The following is a 21,878-nucleotide window of genomic DNA, read 5'->3' as shown; positions in this document are numbered from 1 at the left end:
CCCCCACCCAACAAGATTTCCAAGTTTGATCCAATAAGGTATCAAGGAGAAAATAAATGACTGAAGCAACTCAGCGTACGTCCGACAACGGCGTTTCCATCTGGCTGGACGACCTGTCCCGCTCCCGCATCGAGTCCGGCTCCCTGCAGGACCTCATCGCCAACAAGAACGTGGTCGGCGTCACCACCAACCCGTCCATCTTCCAGAAGGCCCTGAGCCAGGTCGGCCCGTACGACGCGCAGCTCAAGGAGCTGGGCAAGGTCGACGTCGAGACCGCCGTGCGCGAGCTCACCACCACCGATGTGCGCAACGCCACCGACATCTTCCGCGAGATCGCCGAGAAGACCGATTTCGTCGACGGCCGCGTCTCCATCGAGGTCGACCCGCGCCTGGCCCACGACACCGAGAACACCGCCAAGCAGGCCGTTGAGCTGTGGGAGAAGGTCAACCGTCCGAACGCGATGATCAAGATCCCGGCGACCCTCGAGGGCCTGCCGGCCATCACCGCCACCCTGGCCAAGGGCATCTCCGTCAACGTCACCCTGATCTTCTCGCTCGAGCGCTACGAGCAGGTCATCGACGCCTTCATCGAGGGCATCGCCCAGGCTGACGCCAACGGCCACGACCTCAAGCACATCGGCTCCGTCGCCTCCTTCTTCGTCTCCCGCGTGGACACCGCGGTCGACAAGCTGCTCGAAGCCAACGGCTCCGACGAGGCCAAGGCCCTCGAGGGCAAGGCCGCCGTCGCCAACGCCCGTCTCGCCTACGAGCTCTTCGAGAAGAAGTTCGCCGAGGATCCGCGCTGGGCCGATCTGGCCGCCAAGGGCGCCAAGGTCCAGCGTCCGCTGTGGGCCTCCACCGGCACCAAGAACGCCGCCTACTCCGACTGCAAGTACGTCGACGAGCTGGTCGCCCCGCACATCGTCAACACGATGCCGGAGAAGACCCTGAACGCTCTGGCCGACCACGGCAACGGCGCTCCGTCCATCGAGGGCACCTACGAGGAGTCCCACGCCATCATCAACAAGCTGGCTGAGCTGGGCATCAACCTCAAGGACGTCACCGACAAGCTCGAGGCCGACGGCGTCGCCGCCTTCATCAAGTCCTGGGACTCCGTCCTGGCCGACGTCCAGTCCGGCATCGACCGCGTCAACGCCTGAGATCCCCTCAGTCGCGCATCGCGCGTCCACATACCGGCTGAATAGCTGAACCATTGAGGCTCCCGACCCCACGGTCGGGAGCCTCAATGCGTATGGTGGAGTGCGCACGAATCACGAACACGCGAGAAGGGGATGCCCGCCATGCAATCGAACGCACATCAGCTGAGCGAACAGCCGAGCACACGCCGTCTGGACGCACGCCGTCTGGACGCACGCCAGAGGCTGGTGATGACCTTCACGTTCTTCTCGATGTTCTTCGGTGCCGGCAACCTCATCTTCCCGCCGTTCGTGGGAGCGCAGGCGGGCTCATCCGCCCTGCCCGCGGCCGTCGGGTTCATCGTCTCGGCGGTGGGCCTGCCGATCCTCGGCGTGCTGGCCGTCACGTTCGCGGGCGGGTTCGACGCGCTCGCCGGACGGATCTCCCCCAGATTCGCGCTCCTGCTGGGTCTCGCCATCATCCTGACGATCGGACCGTGCTTCGCGATCCCGCGCACGGCGACCACGTCGTTCGAGATGATGGTCGCGCCGTTCGTCGCATCCGATTCCCGTTGGATCGCGCAGCTGGTGTATTCGCTGGTGTTCTTCGCGCTGTCGTTCGTCTTCGCGCAGCATCCGGAGAAGCTTTCCAAGGTGCTGGGACGGTTCATGGGACCGCTGCTGCTGACGCTCATCGCCGTGCTGTTCGTCGCCTGCCTCGTACACGGCATCGGCAGGAGCGTCGCGCCGATGGGCGACTATGCGTCCGGACAGATGGCGCGCGGCTTCCTCGACGGCTATCAGACGATGGATCTGCTGGCCGCGTTGTACTTCGGCATCGTGATCTCGGCCAACATCCGCGCCCAGCGGATCGACGACGAACGGCAGGTGCAGGTCGAGACCGCGTACGCGGGCGTCGGCACCGGCGTCCTGCTTATCCTCATCTACGGCGCGTTGAGCTATGTGGGCGTGGTCTCCGGCGCGATCGCCGCGATCGACCCGTCAAGCGACACGGGAGCCACGGTGCTCACCAACCTCACGTCCTCGGTGTTCGGCACGGCCGGCACCGCGTTCCTCGGCGTCGTGTTCGTCATCGCGTGCCTCAACGTGTGCACCGGACTGATCTGCACATGCGCGACGTACTTCCACACGAAGTTCCCCACGGTCGGCGGGCGCACGGTGAGCTATCGCGCCTGGCAGCTGCTGTTCACCGTGTTCAGCTTCGTGGTGTCGAACGCGGGTTTGAGCCTCATCATCAAGGTGTCCGTGCCGGTGCTCTCCGCGCTGTACCCGATCTCGATCGTGCTGGTGCTGCTGGCGCTCACGCACCGGGTGCTGGGAGCGCGTCTGCCGCGCGTGTACCGCTGGACCGTGCTGCTGGTCGGCGTCGTCGCGTTCGCCGGATGCGTCTCCTCGCTGGCCGCGGTGTTCGGGGCATCGATCCCGTGGCTGGACGCGGCGCTGGCGCTGCTGCCGTTGCAGTCGTATTCTCTCGGCTGGGTGATGCCGGCCGTATTGGGTATCGTCTGCGGGGCCGTCGACTCGACAGTTCGGGGAAAACGGTGATCTGGATTCTCCTGTTTTGTCCCCTTATCGCCGGATTGACTACCCCTCAGACCCACTTCGCGGGCCAGCTCGTCCCGCAATTAAGGACGCACTACGTGCGTTCTATTAGCTCGCCTATCGGCTCGCACGTTGCCTGCAAACAGCTCTCGCTGTTTGCTTTACGGCAACGTCCTGACAAGGGGAGCCAGCGGGGTGTCAGGCGAGGGTGAAGGCGATGATGTAGGCGACGGTCAACAGCGCGATCGCGGACGCGGCGAGGGTCATCGGCAGTTTCGCGTGGACTTGAATCACGTTGTCCGCGGAAGGCAGTCGCGACGACTGGAGCACGGACCGCGTCGCCCTTCTCGCGACGATCGCACCGGCCACAATCAGGACGATCCCGGACAGCACCAGCAGTATCGCCGCCGTCACGATCATCGCCGTCATCGCTGACGGGCCGGTGCAGGAGGCCTGCAATCCACCACCGTCCGTGGCGGACAGGGCCGGACAGAAGTCGGTGCGTCCCCCGACCCTGATCAGACGAAGCAGATAGCCGGACGCGGTCCCCGCGGCGCAGCACCAGCCGACCAACGCGGGGATGGCCACCGCCGCGGGACGAGGCGAGTCCTGTTGCGTCACCGTCACCGCGTAGGCGAGACAGGCCAGTGAGAACGCGAGGATGACGCCGCCGCTGATGTTCACCTCGTCGGACAGCGCGTATTCGGTCATGAGCACCGGGAACGCGCCGACCATCAGGGACAGCCACACCCGGCGGACGGTGTCGGGTGCCGGCAGTTTCGCATACAGCATCCACAGGATGGCGTAACAGCCCAATACGCCGCCGACGATCGGACCGCCGTTCAGGAACACGACGGCCAGGGCGCAGGCGCACACGACGATGGCGCCAACCCATGCCGCCGCACGGCTGAGGCGACGCCGGACGTGAAGCAGGACGACGGCGGTCGCCACAGCGACCACGATCACGCACAGGACGGCCACGCCGGCGAACCATGCGGGCGCGGTGACGCACATACCGTACCCGCTGTCCGCGTTCGACGGGGCGTTCAGCACGTCCCTGTAGTACGAGGCCCGATCGACGAGCGGGCAAGCGGGGTGCAGCATCATGCCGCCCCAGATGCGCTCGTACAGCGGGGCGAAGGAGATCCCGGCCCCGCCGATCGCGGCGACCGCGGACAGGATCGCGGCCTGCGCAGCCGGGAGCACAGGACGAACGTTCAGGGAATCGTAAGCTGCCATGACACCACTGTACGGCTCGGAGACGGGCACGCGCATCGTACCGAGCCGACCTTTACGAAACCGGCTACGCGGCAGCGGCGGCCTCGGCGGCCTCGTTGATGCAGCGGATCGCGTTCAGGGTGCGCGGATAGCCGATGTAGGGCATCGTCTGTGAGACGACGGCGATGAGGAACGCCTTCCCGTTGCCGACGCGCAGATTGGCCTTCGCATGGGCGACGAGCTGCGGTTCGCAGCCGCCCTGCGCGGCGAGGAAGCACAGCGTGATCATCTCGCGGTGGCGCGTGTCAAGGCCGCCGCGCGTGTAGTAGTCGCCGAAGCAGTTGTCCGCCAGCCACTTGTTGATGTGACGGGTCTCCTCCGGCCCGGACGTGGCGAAGCCGCGCATGCCCTCGCCGAAGATCTCGATCTGCGAGCGCTCGCCGGCCTCGGCGCGTGTCTCGGGCGTCGTGGTCGACTGGCCTTCGAGTGGCAGGGTGACGCCGCGATCGGTCAGCGTCTCGTTGACGATGGTGAGGAACGGCAAGACGCGGCCGAAGCCGAGGTAGGCGACCGCCTGGTAGACGATCTCCTTGACCTGGATGGGGCTCACTCCCCCGTCGAGCGCGACCGGCAGCATCGTGGCGAACGCGTCCTCGCCCTGGCATCCGAGGAGCGTGGCGAGGATCGCCATCGAACGGGTGGCGTCGTCGAGATCGGGGTGGTTGGCGCCCGGCTCGTGAACGACCTCGTCGTAGGCGAATCGGGTGAACAGGTCGATGAACTCCGGGTCGCACTGGCCGAGCGTGGGCTTGCCGTCCGCGAACAGGCCGCCTTTTCTGGTTCCGAACATGTCGATGGTTCCTTTCCCTCGCGCATCCGCGCATCTGGACGAATGATTCCCACCCTATGGACTTCAAGCGCTGCAGGTCAACGGTCGCCCAGCGTGTCGTTGTCCGCACTGTTGCGGTTACCATGTCCACGGCCCACACCACGCGCGGCGGGCATGCGGAAGAGAACGAACGGACAACGGAACGAACGGACATGGGAAGGAGAGTCGAACGGTCATGGACAGCGAACTGTTCGAGAAGGCGCCGATTCCGAAGGCGTATTTCAGTCTGGCGATGCCGGTGGTGCTGAGCATGCTGGTCACGCTCGTGTACAACATGGTCGATACGTACTTCATCGCGCACACCGGCGACACGAACATGGTGGCGGGCGTCTCGCTGACCGCACCGGTGTTCACGGTGATGATCGCGTTGGGCGACATCTTCGGCCTCGGCGGCAGTTCGGTCATCTCCCGGCTGTTCGGCCGGCACCGCTTCGCAGACGGCAAGCGGCTGAGCGTGTTCTGCTTCTACGCGGCGATCTTGACCGGCGTCCTCATCGTGGTGCTGGGGCTCGTGTTCCGCGATCAGATGCTGACGTTGCTCGGCGCGACCAGCGACACATGGGTGCCGGCGAGCGAGTTCTATACGCTGATCATCATCGGCTCGCCGTTCATCATCGTGTCGATGACGCCGACGAACATGCTGCGCACCGAGGGCCACGCGGTGCAGTCGATGATCGGATCGATCGCCGGCACCGCGATCAACGTGGTGCTCAACCCCCTGTTCATCCATGTGTTCGGTTGGGGCGCGGCCGGCTCCGCGGGTGCGACGGTGATCGCGAACATCCTCACCGACGCGTACTTCGTGTGGTTCCTGCTGAAGCGCAGCCCGAACCTGTCGATCGACCCGCGGCTCATGTTCCGCAGTGGCGATGGTGTGAGGACGGATGCGAACGAGGTCGGGGACGAACGCCCGGCGGACGCGGCGAATACAGACGCGACGAATACGGTCGTGACGCCTGCGCGCGTCCGTCTCGACATCACCGGCGCCGAAGTGCGCGACATCCTCGTCATCGGCATTCCCTCGGCGATCACGAACCTCACGCAGAGCGTCGGCATCGTGATGATGAACCTGTTTCTGCTGCCTTACGGCACCGACGCGGTGGCGGCGATGGGCATCGCGCTCAAGGTGGTGATGATCGCGGTGCTCGTGTTCGTCGGCTTCGCCTTCGGCGCGCAGCCGCTCATCGGCTACAACTACGGCGCACGCAACATGGTCAGGCTCGCCGGGATCATGCGGTTCGCGTACGCGTTCCTATGCTCGTTCGCGCTGGTGATGACGGTGGTGTTGAGCGTCTTCGACCGTCAGCTCATGCGCTTCTTCATCGCCGACGAGACGATCATCACGCTCGGCGCGGGCATGCTGCGCGTGCAACTGCTGAGCCTCGTGTGCGTGGCGATCGTCATGGTCACGACGTGCACGTTCCAGTCGACCGGCAAGGCGCTGGGCGCGTTCCTGCTGTCGATTGGGCGTCAAGGCGTGATCCTCGCCGTGACGCTGTTCGTCGGATCGCGCGTGGCGGGCTACAACGGCGTGATCGCCGCGCAGGCGTTGGCCGATCTGTTGACGGCGATCCTGGCGGTGGTGCTGTTCGTGGCGATGCTGCCGGAGCTGCGCAAACCGCGTGGGATCAGTTCTGCCAGTAATAGCTGAAGAAGTCGGCGATCTTGGCGGTCGCGTCCTTCAACACCTCGATGCGCGGCAGGTAGACGATGCGGAAGTGGTCCGGCTCGCCCCAGTTGAAGCCGCCGCCGCGCGTGATGAGGATGCGCTGGTCGTGCAGCAGGTCGAGCGCGAACTGCTCGTCGTCGCGGATGTGGAACCGCTTCACGTCGATCTTCGGGAAGATGTAGAACGCCGCCTTCGGCTTGACCGCGGTCAGGCCGGGGATCGCGTTGATCGCGTTGGTGATGTACTCGCGCTGCTCGTAGAGGCGGCCGCCGGGCACGATGTAGTCGTTGACGCTCTGGTGGCCGCCGAGCGCGGTCTGCACGATCGACTGGGCGGGCACGTTCGAGCAGATGCGCATGTTCGCGAGCATGTTGATGCCCTCGATGTAGTCGCGGGCGATACGCTTGTTGCCGGAAAGCACCATCCAGCCGACACGGTAGCCGGCGATCATATGCGACTTGGACAGGCCGGAGAACGTCACGCAGAACAGGTCCGGGGCGAGTGAGGCGATGGACGTGTGCTTCAGGCCGTCCATGACCAGACGGTCGTAGATCTCGTCGGAGAAGATCATCAGATGGTGCTCGCGGGCGAGTTCGACGATCTGCTCGAGCACCTCCTTCGGGTAGAGCGCGCCGGTCGGGTTGTTCGGGTTGATGAGCACGATGGCGACGGTTCGGTCGGTGATCTTCGCGCGCATGTCGTCGATGTCCGGATACCATTCGGAGGATTCGTCGCACACGTAGTGGACGGCGGTGCCGCCGGCGAGGTTCACGCAGGCGGTCCACAGCGGGTAGTCGGGGCTTGGGATGAGCACCTCGTCGCCGTCGTCGAGCAGCGCGGACATGCACAGGTTGATGAGCTCGCTCACGCCGTTGCCGGTGTAGATGTCGTCGATGGTGACGTTCGGCAGGTTCTTGAGCTGCGCGTACTGCATGATGGCCTTGCGCGCGGAGAACAGGCCCTTGGACGGCGAGTAGCCTTCGGTCTCGGTCAGCTGGTGGGCCATGTCGTAGACGACCTCGTCCGGGGTGCGGAAGCCGAACGGCGCCGGGTTGCCGATGTTGAGCTTGAGGATGTGGGTGCCGTCGGCCTCCATACGGGCCGCCTCGTCGACGACCGGGCCGCGCACATCGTAGAGCACGTGGTCGAGCTTGTGCGATTTGCCGAATGTGCGACGGCGCGGGGTCGGGGAACCCGGCGCCGGTGAGGATGGCGAGCCGTCCGGAGACGCCGCCGAACCGTTCGACCCCGTCTCGGAGGACGTCACGGCGGCATCGTCGACCGGGCGCACGGCGTGGGTCGGTTCGGGGAACGGTTCGACGATCGGATCGGTGTCGGCGGTGGATTCGGGGTCGATGGCGTCCGCGCCGTTCGCGGAGGACGGCATCGAGGTTCCCGGACCAAGGACCGTGACAACGTCGTCGGACGAGCCTCTCAGATCCCCCCTGAGCCAGGCCGCATCCACCTTGAGCTCGCCGGCGAGGAAGTCGAGCACGTCCTCGCGGGGCATGGTCTTGCCGGCCACGTACTGGCTGATGTGGCTCTTGCCCATCTTGACGCCGCTGCGTTCGGCGGCGTGGACGAGATCGATCTGCTTCATTCCCCTGTCGATCATCGCATTGCGCAGACGGTCGGCGAACACCGTAGTGGTCATGGCTTCCTCCAAACCATAAAGTTCAATTTATATTGAACATTGGTTCAAAAGCTAGACCCAGTTCAAGACAAGTTCAATTTGATTCCGTCATCATCTCACATCGTGAATTGAACTTTTGTGTTCAGGAGAGCAGGTGGGAATCGATCCATTGGGCGACGCCGTCGTCGTCGTTGGGAGGGCAGATCTGATCGGCGATCTTCAGGACCTCGGGATTGGCGTTGGCGACGGCGACGCCGATGCCGGAGGCGGTCATCATGTCGATGTCGATGAGGTCGTCACCGAAGCTCACGGTCCCGGCAAGCGGCACGTCCATGCGCTTGCACAGGGTCTCGAGCGCGTGGCGCTTGTTGGCGAGGGGGTTCATGAGCATCCACATCGACCCCTCGGAGATCGCCACGTCGAAGTCCGGCGGCACGAGGGTCTTGAGCCGCGCCCACTGCTCGGGTTCGGGGAAGATGATGAGCTTGTCTGCCACGCCGTCGGGCACGTCGGTGAAGTCGGTGGGACGCCACGTCTGCGTCTTCCAGTAGACGCTCACGTCGAAGTTCGTGTAGCGCACGTCGTCCATGACGATGCCGAGCTTCAGCCCCGGCATCTCGTCCAGCAGGAACCGGCACACCTCGCAGGCGCGCGACGAGGGGAAGCCGATCTTCATGAGGTGCCCGTCGGCCGGCATCATGCCCGAGGTGAGCATGTCGTAGTCGGAGCGCGTGGGGTCGAAGTCGATCAGCGCGCCGTTGAGGTAGACGACCGCGTCCACCGGGAGCTTCTGGGCGTACTCGTAGCCGGTGCTCACGGGGCGTGCCGTGGAGATCGCGAAACGGTATCCGGCGTCGTGCAGGCGTTCCACGGCCTCGACGGAACGGCTGGTGATGTAGCGTTCCTCGAACGTGGGCGCGCCATGCAGGAGCGTGCCGTCGAGGTCGGCGACGATGAGCCGCGGCCGCGGGTCCATGCCGGCGGCCGTGATGGTGCTTGCGGTATCCGTCACAGCAGCCCCTCGCAGTAGGATCGCACGATCTCGGCGGAGCGGTGGAGCTTGGCGTGCTCCTCGTCGGTCAGGTCGAGCTCGACGATCTCGTTGGCGCCATTGGCGCGCAGCTCGGTGGGCACGCCGAGGAAGACGTCATGCTCGCCGTATTCGCCGTCGAGCAGCGTGGAGACGGGCACGATGCGGCGTTCGTCCCACAGGATCGTCTGGACGATGCCGGCAACGGTGGAGGCGATGCCGAAGTTGGTACCGTGCTTGACGGCGACGATCTCGTTGCCGCGCATGCGCGTCTTGCGTTCGATCTCCTCGGTGGAGACGGAGGAGAACCGGCTCTGGTTGTCGGCGAGGAACCGGGCGAACGGTTTGCCGCCGAGGGCGACGGTGGACCATGCGGTGAACTGGGAGTCGCCGTGCTCGCCCATGACGAAGCCGCCGACGTTGCGCGGGTCGAGGCCGGTCTCCTCGCCGATGATGGTCTTGAGGCGCGAGGTGTCGAGCGCGGTGCCGGTGCCGAGCACCTGCGTGCGCGGCAGGCCGGAGCGCTTCCACGCGTACCACGCCATCACGTCGACCGGGTTGGAGACCATGACGATCACGCCGTCGAAGCCGGAGGCCATGACATGGTCGACGACGTCGCCGACGAGGCCGACGGTGAAGCCGAGTTCGGCCAAACGGGTGGAGTTGGCCGGGGGCTTGCGGCCGACGGTGATGACGACGATGTCGGCGTCTCGGCAGTCGGAGTAGTCGCCGGAGTGGACCCGGATGTGGCGGTCCCAGAACTCGCTGCCGTCGTCGAGGTCGTGGCTCTCCCCCGACGCCTTGTCCGGATTGTGGTCGATGAGCACGAGCTCGTTGCACAGGCCGTGCGTGACGATGGCGAACGCGGCGGTGGAGCCGACCTGGCCCGTGCCGACGATGACGACCTTGTTGCGGTTCATGGTGACCATGGGATTGTCCTTTTCCGTTGTTGCCGTGCCGGGGTCCGCCCGTGCCCGGCCGCCGCGCATACGAACACGACCCATGGCCGCGGAACGGTCATGGGTCGTCGATGGTGCACGCCGGTATGTCCTTATGCCTTGCGCGATGCCCTGCGGGCGATGGATCAGATGAGGTTGAACTTGGTCATCAGGCCCAGGGCGATGATGATCGCCACCCAGATCAGGGCGATGATGACGGTCCAGCGGTTCAGGTTCTTCTCGGCGACGCCGGAGGTGCCCGCGTTCTGCGTCAGGCCACCGCCGAACATGTCGGACAAACCGCCACCCTTGCCCTTGTGCATGAGGATGAGCAGGGTCAGCAGGCAGCTGAGGATGACGACGACGATTTCGAGGGTGATTTTGACTGCGGTCAAGGTGGATTACCTCCGGGTTCTACTATTGCTCCGCCCAAGCATAGACGGGGACGCCGACGGATCGGGGCGTGCGGTCCGATGCGCGTCCGATGCGCGGTCCGGCGAACGGTTCGGCGGACCGCCGGTGAACGGTTCAGCGCACGGTTCTGAGCGTGAGACGGCAGATGCGCGCCAGCTCGTCCGCGTCCAGCGAGGCGCCTCCGATGAGGAAGCCGTCCACATCGGGTTCGCCGATGAGCTCCACCGCGTTCTTCGAGGTGACCGACCCTCCGTAGAGGATGCGCACCACGTCGGCGACGTCGGCACCGAACGTGCTCTTCATATCGGCGCGGATGGCCTGCGCGGCGTCCTGTGCCGATTCGGGGGTGGCGACCATGCCGGTGCCGATCGCCCAGACCGGCTCGTAGGCGATGATCAGCCGGGACGCCTCGTCCTCGTTGAGGTCGCGCGTGACGTCATGGACCTGTCCGACGGCGAAGTCGAGTTCGATGCCCTGACGGCGCTCCTCGAAGCTCTCGCCGACGCACAGGATCGGCTGCATGCCGGCGGCGAGCACGGCGCGCACCTGATCGACGATGTTGGCGTCGTCCTCGGGATGGTATTTGCGGCGCTCCGAATGGCCGATGATGACGTACGAGCAGCCGAGATGGGCGATCATGTCGGCGGAGATGTCGCCGGTGAACGCGCCCTGATCGGTGACGGACACGGACTGGGCGCCGTAGTGAATCCGCAGCTTGTCGGCCTCGACGAGCACCTGAACGCTGCGCAGCGATGTGAAGGAGGGGAACAGCGCCACTTCGACGGATCGGAAGTCGAAGCGGGCGTCGCGCAGCAGCCATGCCAGCTTCTGCACGAAATAGGTCGCCTCGAGATGGTCGAAGTTCATCTTCCAGTTGCCGGCAACCAGCGGGATGCGTTTGGACGCCATGGGTTCCTCTCTGTTGGCGTTGGCGGGATCGCCCCGAAGGCCGATCCGAAAGGGCGATAGAAGGGCGATAGAAGCGAAAGGGCGGCCCAAGCCGCCCCTCGCCTCATCGATCGGATACTACTCGAGCACCTTCAGGCCCGGAAGCTCCTTGCCCTCGAGGAACTCGAGGGAGGCGCCGCCACCGGTGGAGATGTGCGAGAAGCCGTCCTCCGGGAAGCCGAGGTTGCGCACCGCGGAGGCGGAGTCGCCGCCGCCGACGATGGTGAAGGCGCCCGCGGCGGTCGCGTCGACGAGGCCCTGGGCCACGGCCTTGGTGCCGTCGGCGAACGCGGCGATCTCGAACACGCCCATCGGTCCGTTCCACACGACGGTCTTGGAGTCAACGATCTTGTCGTGGAACAGCTTCTGGGAGTCGGGGCCGATGTCGAGGCCCATCTTGTCGGCCGGGATGGCGTCGGCGGGGACGACCTCCGGGGCGACCGGGGTGTCACCGGCCGGGAAGCCGGGGTTCACGACGATGTCGGTCGGCAGCACGAGCTCGACGCCGTTCTTCTCGGCGGTCTCGATGTAGCCCTTGACCTTGTCGAGCTGGTCCTCCTCGAGCAGGGAGGTGCCGACCTCGTAGCCCTTGGCCTTGAGGAAGGTGAAGACCATGCCGCCGCCGATGACGAGGCGGTTGGCCTTGTCGAGCAGGTTCTCGATGACGCCGAGCTTGTCGGAGACCTTGGAGCCGCCGAGCACGACGGTGAACGGACGCTCCGGGTTCTCGGTGGCCTTGGACAGGGCCTTGACTTCCTTCTCGACCAGCAGGCCGGCGGCGGCCGGCAGATCGGCGGCCACGTCGTAGTTGGAACCCTGGGCGCGGTGCACGACACCGAAGCCGTCGGAGACGAAGACATCGCCGAGGGCGGCGATCTTCTTGGCGTACGGGGCGCGGACCTCCGGGTCCTTGCTGGTCTCCTCCGGGTTGAAGCGCACGTTCTCGAGCAGGACGACGTCGCCGTCGTTCATCGCGGCGACCTTGGCCTGGGCGTCCTCGCCGTAGGTGTCGGCGGCCAGCGGGACCTCGACGCCGAGCAGCTCGCCCAGACGCTTGGCCACCGGGGCCAGGGACAGCTCCGGGACGACCTTGCCCTTCGGACGGCCGAGATGGGCCATCAGGATGACCTTGGCGCCTTCCTCGCGCAGGGTCTTGATCGTCGGCAGGGCGGCCTTGATACGACCGTCGTCGGTGATCGTGGTGCCGTCCAGCGGGACGTTGAAATCGGCGCGCACCAGAACGCGCTTGCCCTTGAGATCTCCAAGATCCTTGAGTGTCTTCATGTGTATCCTTTCTGAACCGCTTGCGCGGGAAAGTGGCGAGTTCTTGCCACTTCGCATAATACAACAGGCCCGCCGTCAATGGCGGGCCTGACACATGTTTTTCGTCAAAACGAGGACCTTCGGGATCGCTCGCTCATGACGATCGCTCAGGAACGATTGCCGACGGTCTTCTCCGCGAGCTCGATCAGCGCGCACAGACGCTCGGCGAACTCGTCGACGGACACGTCCAGCTTGGCCTTCTCGATGACCCTCGAGATGCCGTTCTCCTTGGGGTACTTGAGGCTGGTCCTGCCGACGACGGCCAGATCGTCGGGGATCTCGACGCCGGCGTCCTCCAGAATCCTGAAGGCGCGCTTGACGGCCTCGGTCGACTGCTTGCGCTCGAGCATGTGCAGACGCCTGATGCGGCCGGCGACGGTGTCCTTGGACAGCGGCGGATCGGACAGACGACCCAGCTCCTCGAGGCTCGCCTCGGCGTGCGCGAGACGCAACTGGCCCGCGTCGCGCATGTTCACGCGCGAGGAGTCCTCCATGTCCACACCGAGCAGTTCGAGGATGCGGAAGTCGGCGACCACGTTCTTGCACGCGACCGACGCGGCCATCGCCGAACGACGCATGTTGGCGTCGTCGAAGTTGGCCAGACGGTTGGCCTTGGAACGGGTCTCTCCGTCAGGGCGCTTTCCGGTCCACTCGCGCGCGGACTGCACCGCGCCCATCGAGTTGAGCATGCGCTCGATCGAATCCGGGTCGGTGAGCGTCACACGGTACGACTTGCTCAGCTGACGGGGCTTGGAGGTGATGCCCAGACGCCGTGACAGGCCTGCGAGCGCCATCGCCGCCTCGTTGCACGGGCAGACGATCTCCATGTACGGGTTCTTGCCGAGGTCGGACAGGCGTCCGGTGGCCATGAACGCGCCTCGCCAGGCGGCGCGCACCTGCGCGATCTTGCCCTGGACGATCTTGGCGGGCAGTCCCCTGACCGGCTTGTTGCGATCGATCAGGCCGGTGGCCACCGCGAGGTTCACGGCGCCCCTCTCCACCTTGACGACATGGTACTGGTGGGGTCCCTTGGGCGTGCTGCGGCTTGAGGTGATGAGATTGGCCTCAAGATTGTACAGATCCTTGATATTGCGCTGCAGCCATTGCGCCGCAACCAGCGAATCGAAGCTGGCGAGCATGACGATCTGCTTCTGAGCGCTACGCGTGAAACCGCCGGCGAAGCGGATCATGGCGGTCACCTGCGCCTTGAGCGCATCCGCCTTCTCGTCCTCCAACGCCGCCAGCTCGCTTTTCACGTCATCCAGAAGAGCCAAGAGCCAACCTCCTAAGTCTCGTCCCTCTCAATGGTCCCGGGCCCGGTCATGGGGATGATCCCGCCGTCCGCCGAATTTCTGTGATACCGACCATCTTGGACAACCCTCTTACCTTTACCGTCTTTTCGTCGGGGTCGTCTCGGGATGTGGTCAGCATGTGGTCATCGCCTACGTTGCAGCTCACGGGCCGAAACGGTGACGTCGAGGCCGTGCGAGCGCAGCCGCCGGGCCAGTTCCTCGCTCATCGCGACGGAGCGGTGCTGCCCGCCCGTGCAGCCGATGGCGATGGTCACGAAGTGCTTGTCCTCCTTCGCGTACCCCTCGATGGCGGTCACCAGCGCCTTCTCGTAGGCGTCGAGGAAATCCGTGGCGCCCTTCGAGCCGAGCACGTAGTCGGAGACGGGCTTGTCGAGGCCGTTGAGCTCCCTCAGGCTCGGGACCCAGAACGGGTTGGGCAGGAACCGCACGTCGGCCACGAAGTCGGCGTCGGTGGGGGTGCCGTACTTGAAGCCGAAGCTGAAGATGTGCACGGCCACGGTGGACGGTCCCTTGCCGACCATCGCCTCGTACAGCTTGGTGGACAGCTGGTGGATGGACAGCGCGGAGGTGTCGATCACCATGTCCGCGCGCTCCTTGAGGTTGGCGAGCAGGGACCGTTCCTCGTTGATGCCGTCGATCAGGCGGTTGCCGCGCTGCAGCGGGTGGGGGCGGCGCACCGACTCGTAGCGCTTGACGAGCACGTCGTCGCGGGCGTCGAGGAACAGGATGCGGGTCTTGACGCCGAGGTCGTCGAGGTGGCTCAGCACCTCGTTGAGGTCGTCGAAGTAGGAGCGGGAGCGCACGTCGATGACGGCGGCGAGCTTGTGCACGCCGTCGCCGCCGCGCGCGTTGGTCATCATGTCGACGAGCGGCACGAGCAGCTTGGGCGGCAGGTTGTCGACCACGTACCAGCCCATGTCCTCGAGGCAGTCGGCGGCGTGCGAGCGGCCCGCGCCGGACATGCCGGTGATGAGCAGCACCTCGAAGGCGTCGGCGGGCGCCGGCTGGTTCTCCTCGCCCGGTTCGCTCTGGTTGATCATCGTCATCAGTCGTCGGTTCCTCATCGCGGCCATCACAACGCCTCCTCGAGCGCACGCCTCATCGCCATCTCCAACTGGTCGTCATCGGTGGTGACGTCCTGCAGCCTGCGGTCGGCGTCCGAGGGCGGATCGCCGTCCCACACGCCGGTCATCAGCAGCACCTGGATGACGGCCTGATAGAGGAGCATCTCCTCGCCGCCGATCGCGTGCCCGCCGCGCGAGCGCCACGCCTGCATGAGCTTCGTGGGACGCGGATCGTAGACCACGTCGAGCAGCAGGCCGTCGAACGTCACGCCCGACGCGCCGATCACGCCGGCGAGCCCGTCGGCGGCATGACCGGGGATGGTGTTGATGACGTAGGTCGCCCGCCGCGCCGCGCCGACCACCGCCCCGTCGTCCGTCAGATCGATCTCGTCATAGGGCCGGCGGTCGTCCCCGTAAAGGATCCTCGAGGCGTGACCCAGCCCGAGGTCCCGCCCCGGATGCCGGGAGGCGACGGTGATGCGGCCGATCTCGCGCATCATCATGCATGCGGCGGCCGCCGACGTGGCGGTGTTGCCGTTGCCGATGATGAGCGCGCGGCCGGACCCGTCGTCGGCGTGATGCGCGCCGAGCTCGCGGTTGGCGTGGTCGAAGGCGAGCTGGATGCCGACCACATCGGTGTTGTAGAGCTTGACGCCCGGCCTGCCGTTGGGCCATGCCGGGTCGCCGTGGGTCGCCGCCGACCAGTCGAACACCGCGGTGTTGGCCACCTTGAGCTCGCGCGCCCACACGTTGGCGGGCGTGCCGTAGGGTTGGATGGTCTTCTTGAGCGGCATCGTCAGGCTCAGTCCGCGCCATGTGGGATCGAGCCCCTTGAGGAAGGCGTCGAGGTCCCCCTCGCCCACCTCGTGCTTGTCGTAGGCCCAATCCGTCAGTCCAAGCGCCCGGTACGCCGCGTTGTGCAGCACCGGGGACAGCGAGTGCGCGATGGGTTTGCCCAGCACCGCGCATCGGTTGGCGATCGTCATCCATGCCTCCTTGGGTTCACTTCCACCCATCCTACTCGGAACGGTGTTGCCCGCCGTCATCGCCGCCCTTCGCGAGCGCATCGTGGATGGCCTGCGCCTTCGCGTGGCCGATGCCCTTGACCGACTCGAGCTCCTCGACGCTCGCCTCGCGCATCGCTCGCACCGAGCCGAACCGGGCGAGCAGCCGCTTCTGATAGGTCTCGCCGATGCCGGGGATGTCGTCGAGCGCGCTGCGCAGGGCGCCCTTGCGCCGGGTCTGGCGATGGTAGGTGATGGCGAAGCGGTGCGATTCGTCGCGCACGCGCTGCAGCAGGTACATGCCCTCCGACTGTCGTTTGAGGATGATCGGATAGTCGTCGTCGGGCACCCACACCTCCTCGAGGCGCTTGGCGAGCCCGCATACCGCCACGTCGTCGACGCCGCAGTCCCTCAGCGCCTTGGCCGCGGCCATGACCTGCGGACGGCCGCCGTCGACGACGACGAGGTTCGGCTTGTAGGCGAAGCGGTGACGGTCCGTGTTCTGCTGGACGACCGGCTCGGCGGGTGCCGCCCCCGGCTCCGCCGTGGCCTCCTCCGCCGCGCGCACACGCCGTTCCGCGTCGATGCTCTCGCCGGAGTCGCCGGCAATGTTGCCGTGGCGGAAGCGCCGGGTGAGGGTCTCGTACAGGGCGTCGAGGTCGTCGAGCGCGCCCTTGCCGTCCCTGCCGCGGATGGCGAACCGCCGGTATTCGGACTTCCTGGCCATGGCGTCCTCGAACACGACCATCGAGGCGACCTGGAACGCGCCGCCGACGGTGTTCGAGATGTCGTAGCATTCGATGCGCAGCGGCGCCTCGTCGAGACCGAGCGCGTCGGCGACGTCGTTCATCGCCTGCGTGCGCGCGCCCATGTCGGAGATGCGGCTCAGCTTGCTGCGCTGCAGCGCCTGCGAGGCGTTCTCGTTGGCGCGGTCCATGAGCTGCCTCTTGTCGCCGCGCGAGGCGACCCGGATCGAGACCGCTCCCCCGCGCAGGCCCGTGAGCCAGCCTTCGAGCTCCTCGCGCCGGGATGGCTCGATCGGCACGATCACCTCGCGCGGCACCGGGGCGATCGGCGCGAGCAGGTCCGCCCGGCCGGTGACCTCCTGCCGCGCGTTGCGCTCGCGGGTGGCCTTCGCGCGCGCGGCCGCGTCCACCGCGGTCACGGTCTGCGTCGAGCCAATGGCCTCGCGCCGCTCGCGCACCAGCCCTTCGGCGCCGGCGACCGTCACCCCGACGTTCCGCCCGACGCCGTCCGCACCGCCGTTCCCACCGGTCTCGTCACCACCCGCGCCGCCGGCCAGTTCGGAGTAGACCTGCACGATCAGGTCGGCCATGAGCCCGGCGTCGTCGATGTCCTCGACGCGTTCGACGCTCCAGTTGCGTTCGCCGCGGATCGCCCCGGCGCGCACATGGAACGCGTGCACGGACGCCTCGAGCTCGTCGGTGGCGAAGCCGAACACGTCGGCGTCCACATCCTGGTCGAACACGACCGCGTTCTGCTCGACGACGGTGGAGAGCATGGCGATCTCGTCGCGCAGCCGCGCCGCCTTCTCGAACTCGAGGTCGGCCGCCGCCGCCTTCATGTCGCGCGTCAGCTGCGCGAGGTACGACCTGCCGAGGCGACCTGTCATGACGCCGACGAGCCGCTCGCACATGCGCCGGTGCTCGTCCGTGCCGATGCGGCCCACGCAGGGCGCCGAGCATTTGCCGATGGATGCGAGCAGGCAGGGTCGTCCGGTCAGCTCCGCCTTGTGGTACACGCTCGTCGTGCAGGTGCGCACCGGGAACGTGCGCAGCAGCCGGTCGAGCCCGTGCCGCAGATCCCACACCTTCGCATAAGGGCCGAAATAGCGGGTGTCGCGGCGTTTGCGGCTGCGCGTCACCCACACGCGGGGCACGCGCTCCCCCACCGAGACGGCCAGATACGGATAGGTCTTGTCGTCGCGGAACTGCACGTTGAACCGCGGGTCGAACTCCTTGATCCATGTGTATTCGAGCGTGAGCGACTCGAGTTCGGTGCCCACGACCGTCCATTCGAGACTGCGCGCGGTGAGCACCATCGTCTGCGTGCGCGGATGCAGCAGGTACAGCGGCTGGAAGTAGTTGGTGAGCCTGTTGCGCAGGTTCTTCGCCTTGCCCACGTAGATGACGCGCCCCTCGCCGTCACGCCATTTGTACACCCCCGGCTTCGCCGGGATGTCGGAGGTCCTGGGCCGGAACAGGTCGCGCGAATCCCCCAGCAGCGGGGCCCCGTTGCGGTTCACGCGCGCCGCGTCCCCGCCGGAGACACCCGCGCCGGCACCTGCTTCGCCCTCACGCCCGCCGCGCAAGGCATCGGCGGTCCTACGCCATACCTCCGGCGAATGCCGTTCGATGTCGTTCGTCACAGCATGCCCTTGAGGAACTTCCCCGTCCACGACCCCTCGCACGCCGCGACCTGCTCGGGCGTGCCCTGCGTGACGATCGTGCCGCCGCCGTCGCCGCCTTCGGGGCCCAGATCGATGATCCAGTCGGCCGACTTGACGACGTCGAGGTTGTGCTCGATGACGATGACCGTGTTGCCCTTGTCGACAAGCCCCTGCAGCACCGTGAGCAGCTTGTTGACGTCCTCGAAGTGCAGGCCGGTGGTCGGCTCGTCGAGGATGTACACCGTCTTGCCGTCGGATCGGCGCTGCAGCTCGGTGGCGAGCTTGACGCGCTGCGATTCACCGCCGGAGAGCGTGGGCGCGGGCTGGCCGAGGCGGATGTAGCCGAGGCCGACGTCGACGAGCGTCTTCAGGTACCGGGAGATGCCGGTGTACGCCTTGAAGAAGTCGGCCGCCTCCTCGATCGGCATGTCGAGGATGTCGGAGACGGTCTTGCCGTTGTACTTGACCTCGAGTGTCTCGCGGTTGTACCGCTTGCCGTGGCAGGTCTCGCACTCGACGTACACGTCGGGCAGGAAGTTCATCTCGATCTTGAGCGTGCCGTCGCCGTGGCAGGCCTCGCACCGGCCGCCCTTGACGTTGAACGAGAAGCGCCCCGGGCCGTAGCCGCGCACCTGCGCCTCGGGGGTCTTGGCGAACAGCGCGCGGATCTTGTCCCACACACCGGTGTAGGTGGCCGGGTTGGAGCGCGGGGTGCGCCCGATCGGGTTCTGGTCGACGTGGATGACCTTGCGCACCTGGTCGAGTCCCTCGACGCGGCGGTGCTTGCCGGGCACGATGCGCGCGCCGTTGAGCTTGTCGGCGAGGACCGGGTAGAGGATCGAGTTGACGAGCGACGACTTGCCGGAGCCGGAGACGCCGGTGACGACGGTGAACACACCGAGCGGGAAGTCCACGTCGATGTTCTTGAGGTTGTTCTCGCGGGCGCCGACGACCCGCAGACGCGCGGTCTTGCGCACCTTGCGCCGATGGTCGGGCACGGCGATCTCGCGGCGGTGGGCGATGTAGTCGCCGGTGATGGACCGTTTCGCCTCGATCAGGTGCGAGGCGGGGCCGGAGTAGACGACCTCGCCGCCGTGCTCGCCGGCGCCGGGGCCGATGTCGACGAGCCAGTCGGCGCCGCGGATCGTGTCCTCGTCGTGCTCGACGACGATGAGCGTGTTGCCGAGGTCGCGCAGGTGGTGGAGGGTCTCGATGAGGCGCGCGTTGTCGCGCTGGTGCAGGCCGATGGACGGCTCGTCGAGCACGTACATGACGCCGACGAGGCCGGAGCCGATCTGCGTGGCGAGGCGGATGCGCTGCGCCTCGCCGCCGGAGAGCGTGGCGGCGGCGCGCGACAGGGTGAGGTAGTCGAGGCCGACGTCGTTGAGGAAGCCCAGACGGGCCTTGATCTCCTTCAGCACCTCGCCGGCGATCTTCAGCGCGGAGCCTTCGAGGTGCAGGCCGTTGACCCACGAGAGCTCGCGCACGACGGGCATGTCGCACACGTCGAAGATGGACTTGCCGTCCACGGTGACCGCGAGCACCTCGGGCTTGAGCCTCCTGCCCTTGCACACCTGACAGGGCACCTCGCGCATGTACGACTCGTAGTACTCCTTCATCGACTGCGAATCGGTCTCCTCGTGGCGGCGCATGAGGGTGCGCACGACGCCCTCGAAGCCGGTGGAGTACTCCCTCAGGCGCCCCCAGCGGTTGCGGTAGGAGACGTCGACCTTGAAGTCGTGGCCGTAGAGGATGTCGTGACGCACGTCCTCGGGCAGGTCCTTCCACGGGGTGCGCATCGAGAAGCCCATCTCCCTGGCGAGCCCCTCGAGCACGTGCCCGTAGTACTGGGCGCTCATCTTGGTGCCGCTCCACGGTTCGATGACGCCTTCGGCCAGCGACTTGTCCGGGTCGGAGATGACGAGCTCGGGGTCGATCTCGAGCTTGAAGCCAAGGCCGGTGCAGGCCGGGCATGCGCCGTAGGGGGCGTTGAACGAGAAGGTGCGCGGCTCGATCTCGTCGAGTTCAAGCGTGTGCCCGTTGGGGCAGCTGCGATGTTCGGAGAACGGGCGGCGGCGGGCGGGCGAGCCCTCCTCCTCGTCGACGAAGTCGATGACGATGGAGCCGTTGGCGAGTTTCAGCGCGGTCTCCACCGAGTCGGTGAGGCGCTGGCGCATGCCGTCCTTGACGACGAGGCGGTCGACGACCACCTCGATGGTGTGCTTTTTCTGCTTGGCGAGGGTGATGTCGTCGGACAGCTGGCGCATCTCGCCGTCGACGAGCGCGCGGGCGTAGCCGTCGGAGCGCAGCAACTCGAGCATGTCGACGAACTCGCCCTTGCGCCCCCTGACGACGGGGGCGAGGATCTGGAAGCGCGTGCGCTCGGGGTAGGCCATCAGCGTGTCGACGATCTGCTGCGGGGTCTGCGAGGCGACGGGTTCACCGCATTCGGGGCAGTGCGGCACGCCGGTGCGGGCGAACAGCAGTCGCAGGTAGTCGTAGATCTCGGTGATCGTGCCGACGGTGGAGCGCGGGTTGCGGTTGGTGGTCTTCTGGTCGATGGAGACGGCCGGGCTCAGTCCCTCGATGAAGTCGACGTCGGGCTTGTCCATCTGCCCGAGGAACTGCCGGGCGTAGGCCGACAGCGACTCGACGTAGCGCCGCTGCCCCTCGGCGAACAGGGTGTCGAATGCGAGGGACGACTTGCCCGAGCCGGACAGGCCGGTGAACACGACCATGCGGTTGCGCGGGATCGCGAGGTCCACGTTCTTCAGGTTGTGCTCGCGGGCGCCCTGGATCGTGATCTTGAGGTCGTTCGGGATGTGCGAGATGTCGGCGACGAGCGAACCGCCGCGCTCGACGAGCGGCGCCTTCGCGATCTCGCGCGCGAGGAACGACTCCCCGCCGTCCGTCTTCACGTCCGCCTGCACGCCCGTCTTCACGCCCGTCGCCTCCACATCCGTCGTCTCCGTATCAGTCCGCGTCGCCGCCACAGCGCCCCGCCTTCCTCGTCCCTGTTCCGATATGTGCGAATACGTCAAAACCTGCCCCAAGGATACCCGATTCCCCGACATAATTCGAACAGTTGTTCGATGGTGTGTCGGAAAATTGGGTATTGCCTTTGCGCCGGTTCCCCGTTACATTGGCGAAAGGGATCCGTCCGCCGGGCCATACGCGAACCGACGCGCCCGACGTGACGATCGCCCGCAGCACTTGCCCGCCGGCGCACCGGCACCGGACGGAGCCACCCATCCCACTCATCCCCGATAGGAACCCTCACAGGAGACGACAGCCTTGACCGCACCGACCACCCCCGACACCACCCC

Annotated in this window: 15 protein-coding genes and 1 pseudogene; 3 read left to right on the top strand and 13 right to left on the bottom strand. The window is 66.4% G+C overall.

Annotated elements, in window-relative coordinates; all coding sequences use genetic code 11:
- Positions 1 to 56 precede the first annotated feature (56 nt).
- Positions 57 to 1,160, top strand: coding sequence for a transaldolase (gene tal, locus CSQ85_RS00080; protein WP_107041684.1), 1,104 nt, complete (start codon positions 57 to 59; stop codon positions 1,158 to 1,160).
- Between the two features lie 141 nt (positions 1,161 to 1,301).
- Positions 1,302 to 2,702 (top strand): branched-chain amino acid transport system II carrier protein, encoded by a 1,401-nt coding sequence (brnQ, locus tag CSQ85_RS00075; RefSeq protein ID WP_150382329.1) that lies wholly within the window; start codon positions 1,302 to 1,304, stop codon positions 2,700 to 2,702.
- A gap of 195 nt (positions 2,703 to 2,897) precedes the next feature.
- On the opposite strand, the gene CSQ85_RS00070 is transcribed toward brnQ, so the two are convergent.
- Both CSQ85_RS00070 and CSQ85_RS00065 read right to left on the bottom strand, forming a co-directional pair.
- Positions 2,898 to 3,938: a hypothetical protein gene (locus CSQ85_RS00070; protein ID WP_150382328.1), complete on the bottom strand. Its 1,041-nt coding sequence runs from the start codon at positions 3,936 to 3,938 to the stop codon at positions 2,898 to 2,900.
- Between the two features lie 64 nt (positions 3,939 to 4,002).
- Positions 4,003 to 4,767: a carboxymuconolactone decarboxylase family protein gene (locus CSQ85_RS00065; RefSeq protein WP_150382327.1), complete on the bottom strand. Its 765-nt coding sequence runs from the start codon at positions 4,765 to 4,767 to the stop codon at positions 4,003 to 4,005.
- 214 nt (positions 4,768 to 4,981) lie between these two features.
- On the opposite strand from CSQ85_RS00065, the gene CSQ85_RS00060 reads away from it, so the two are divergent.
- Positions 4,982 to 6,457 (top strand): MATE family efflux transporter, encoded by a 1,476-nt coding sequence (locus CSQ85_RS00060; protein ID WP_150382326.1) that lies wholly within the window; start codon positions 4,982 to 4,984, stop codon positions 6,455 to 6,457.
- On the opposite strand, the gene CSQ85_RS00055 is transcribed toward CSQ85_RS00060, so the two are convergent.
- The 11 genes and pseudogenes from CSQ85_RS00055 to uvrA all read right to left on the bottom strand — a co-directional run bounded on the left by CSQ85_RS00055 (position 6,435) and on the right by uvrA (position 21,509).
- Positions 6,435 to 8,129: an aminotransferase class I/II-fold pyridoxal phosphate-dependent enzyme gene (locus tag CSQ85_RS00055; protein ID WP_223846732.1), complete on the bottom strand. Its 1,695-nt coding sequence runs from the start codon at positions 8,127 to 8,129 to the stop codon at positions 6,435 to 6,437. The two genes, CSQ85_RS00060 and CSQ85_RS00055, sit on opposite strands and share 23 nt — an antisense overlap.
- A gap of 121 nt (positions 8,130 to 8,250) precedes the next feature.
- Positions 8,251 to 9,084 carry an HAD family hydrolase gene (locus CSQ85_RS00050; protein WP_150382703.1) on the bottom strand — a complete coding sequence of 278 codons (834 nt, stop codon included), beginning with the start codon at positions 9,082 to 9,084 and terminating at the stop codon, positions 8,251 to 8,253.
- Between the two features lie 32 nt (positions 9,085 to 9,116).
- Complete coding sequence (locus CSQ85_RS00045) at positions 9,117 to 10,067, bottom strand: L-lactate dehydrogenase (protein ID WP_150382325.1); 951 nt, start codon at positions 10,065 to 10,067, stop codon at positions 9,117 to 9,119.
- Positions 10,068 to 10,222: 155 nt separating this feature from the next.
- On the bottom strand, positions 10,223 to 10,471 hold the full coding sequence (gene secG, locus CSQ85_RS00040) for a preprotein translocase subunit SecG (protein WP_107041679.1): 249 nt from the start codon (positions 10,469 to 10,471) through the stop codon (positions 10,223 to 10,225).
- 133 nt (positions 10,472 to 10,604) lie between these two features.
- Entirely contained in the window at positions 10,605 to 11,399 is a 795-nt protein-coding gene (tpiA, locus tag CSQ85_RS00035) for a triose-phosphate isomerase (protein ID WP_107041678.1), read from the bottom strand.
- 117 nt (positions 11,400 to 11,516) lie between these two features.
- Positions 11,517 to 12,722 (bottom strand): phosphoglycerate kinase, encoded by a 1,206-nt coding sequence (locus tag CSQ85_RS00030; RefSeq protein ID WP_107041677.1) that lies wholly within the window; start codon positions 12,720 to 12,722, stop codon positions 11,517 to 11,519.
- A gap of 350 nt (positions 12,723 to 13,072) precedes the next feature.
- A pseudogene (gene whiA / locus CSQ85_RS00025) lies at positions 13,073 to 14,035 on the bottom strand (DNA-binding protein WhiA); the annotation flags it as partial.
- Between the two features lie 161 nt (positions 14,036 to 14,196).
- Positions 14,197 to 15,120 (bottom strand): RNase adapter RapZ, encoded by a 924-nt coding sequence (rapZ, locus tag CSQ85_RS00020; RefSeq protein ID WP_223846731.1) that lies wholly within the window; start codon positions 15,118 to 15,120, stop codon positions 14,197 to 14,199.
- Positions 15,121 to 15,146: 26 nt separating this feature from the next.
- Entirely contained in the window at positions 15,147 to 16,118 is a 972-nt protein-coding gene (locus CSQ85_RS00015) for a shikimate dehydrogenase family protein (protein WP_150382701.1), read from the bottom strand.
- A 37-nt stretch (positions 16,119 to 16,155) separates the two neighbouring features.
- Entirely contained in the window at positions 16,156 to 18,531 is a 2,376-nt protein-coding gene (gene uvrC / locus CSQ85_RS00010; protein WP_150382324.1) for an excinuclease ABC subunit UvrC, read from the bottom strand.
- Positions 18,528 to 21,509 (bottom strand): excinuclease ABC subunit UvrA, encoded by a 2,982-nt coding sequence (gene uvrA / locus CSQ85_RS00005; protein ID WP_395956115.1) that lies wholly within the window; start codon positions 21,507 to 21,509, stop codon positions 18,528 to 18,530. The genes uvrC and uvrA overlap by 4 nt, the downstream gene beginning before the upstream one ends.
- Positions 21,510 to 21,878 lie beyond the last annotated feature (369 nt).

The sequence above is a fragment of the Bifidobacterium rousetti genome, from assembly GCF_008698235.1.
Classification (GTDB): Bacteria; Actinomycetota; Actinomycetes; order Actinomycetales; family Bifidobacteriaceae; genus Bifidobacterium; species Bifidobacterium rousetti.
Note: the sequence above shows the minus strand (reverse complement) of the source record. Positions and strands in the feature narration are given on the sequence as shown.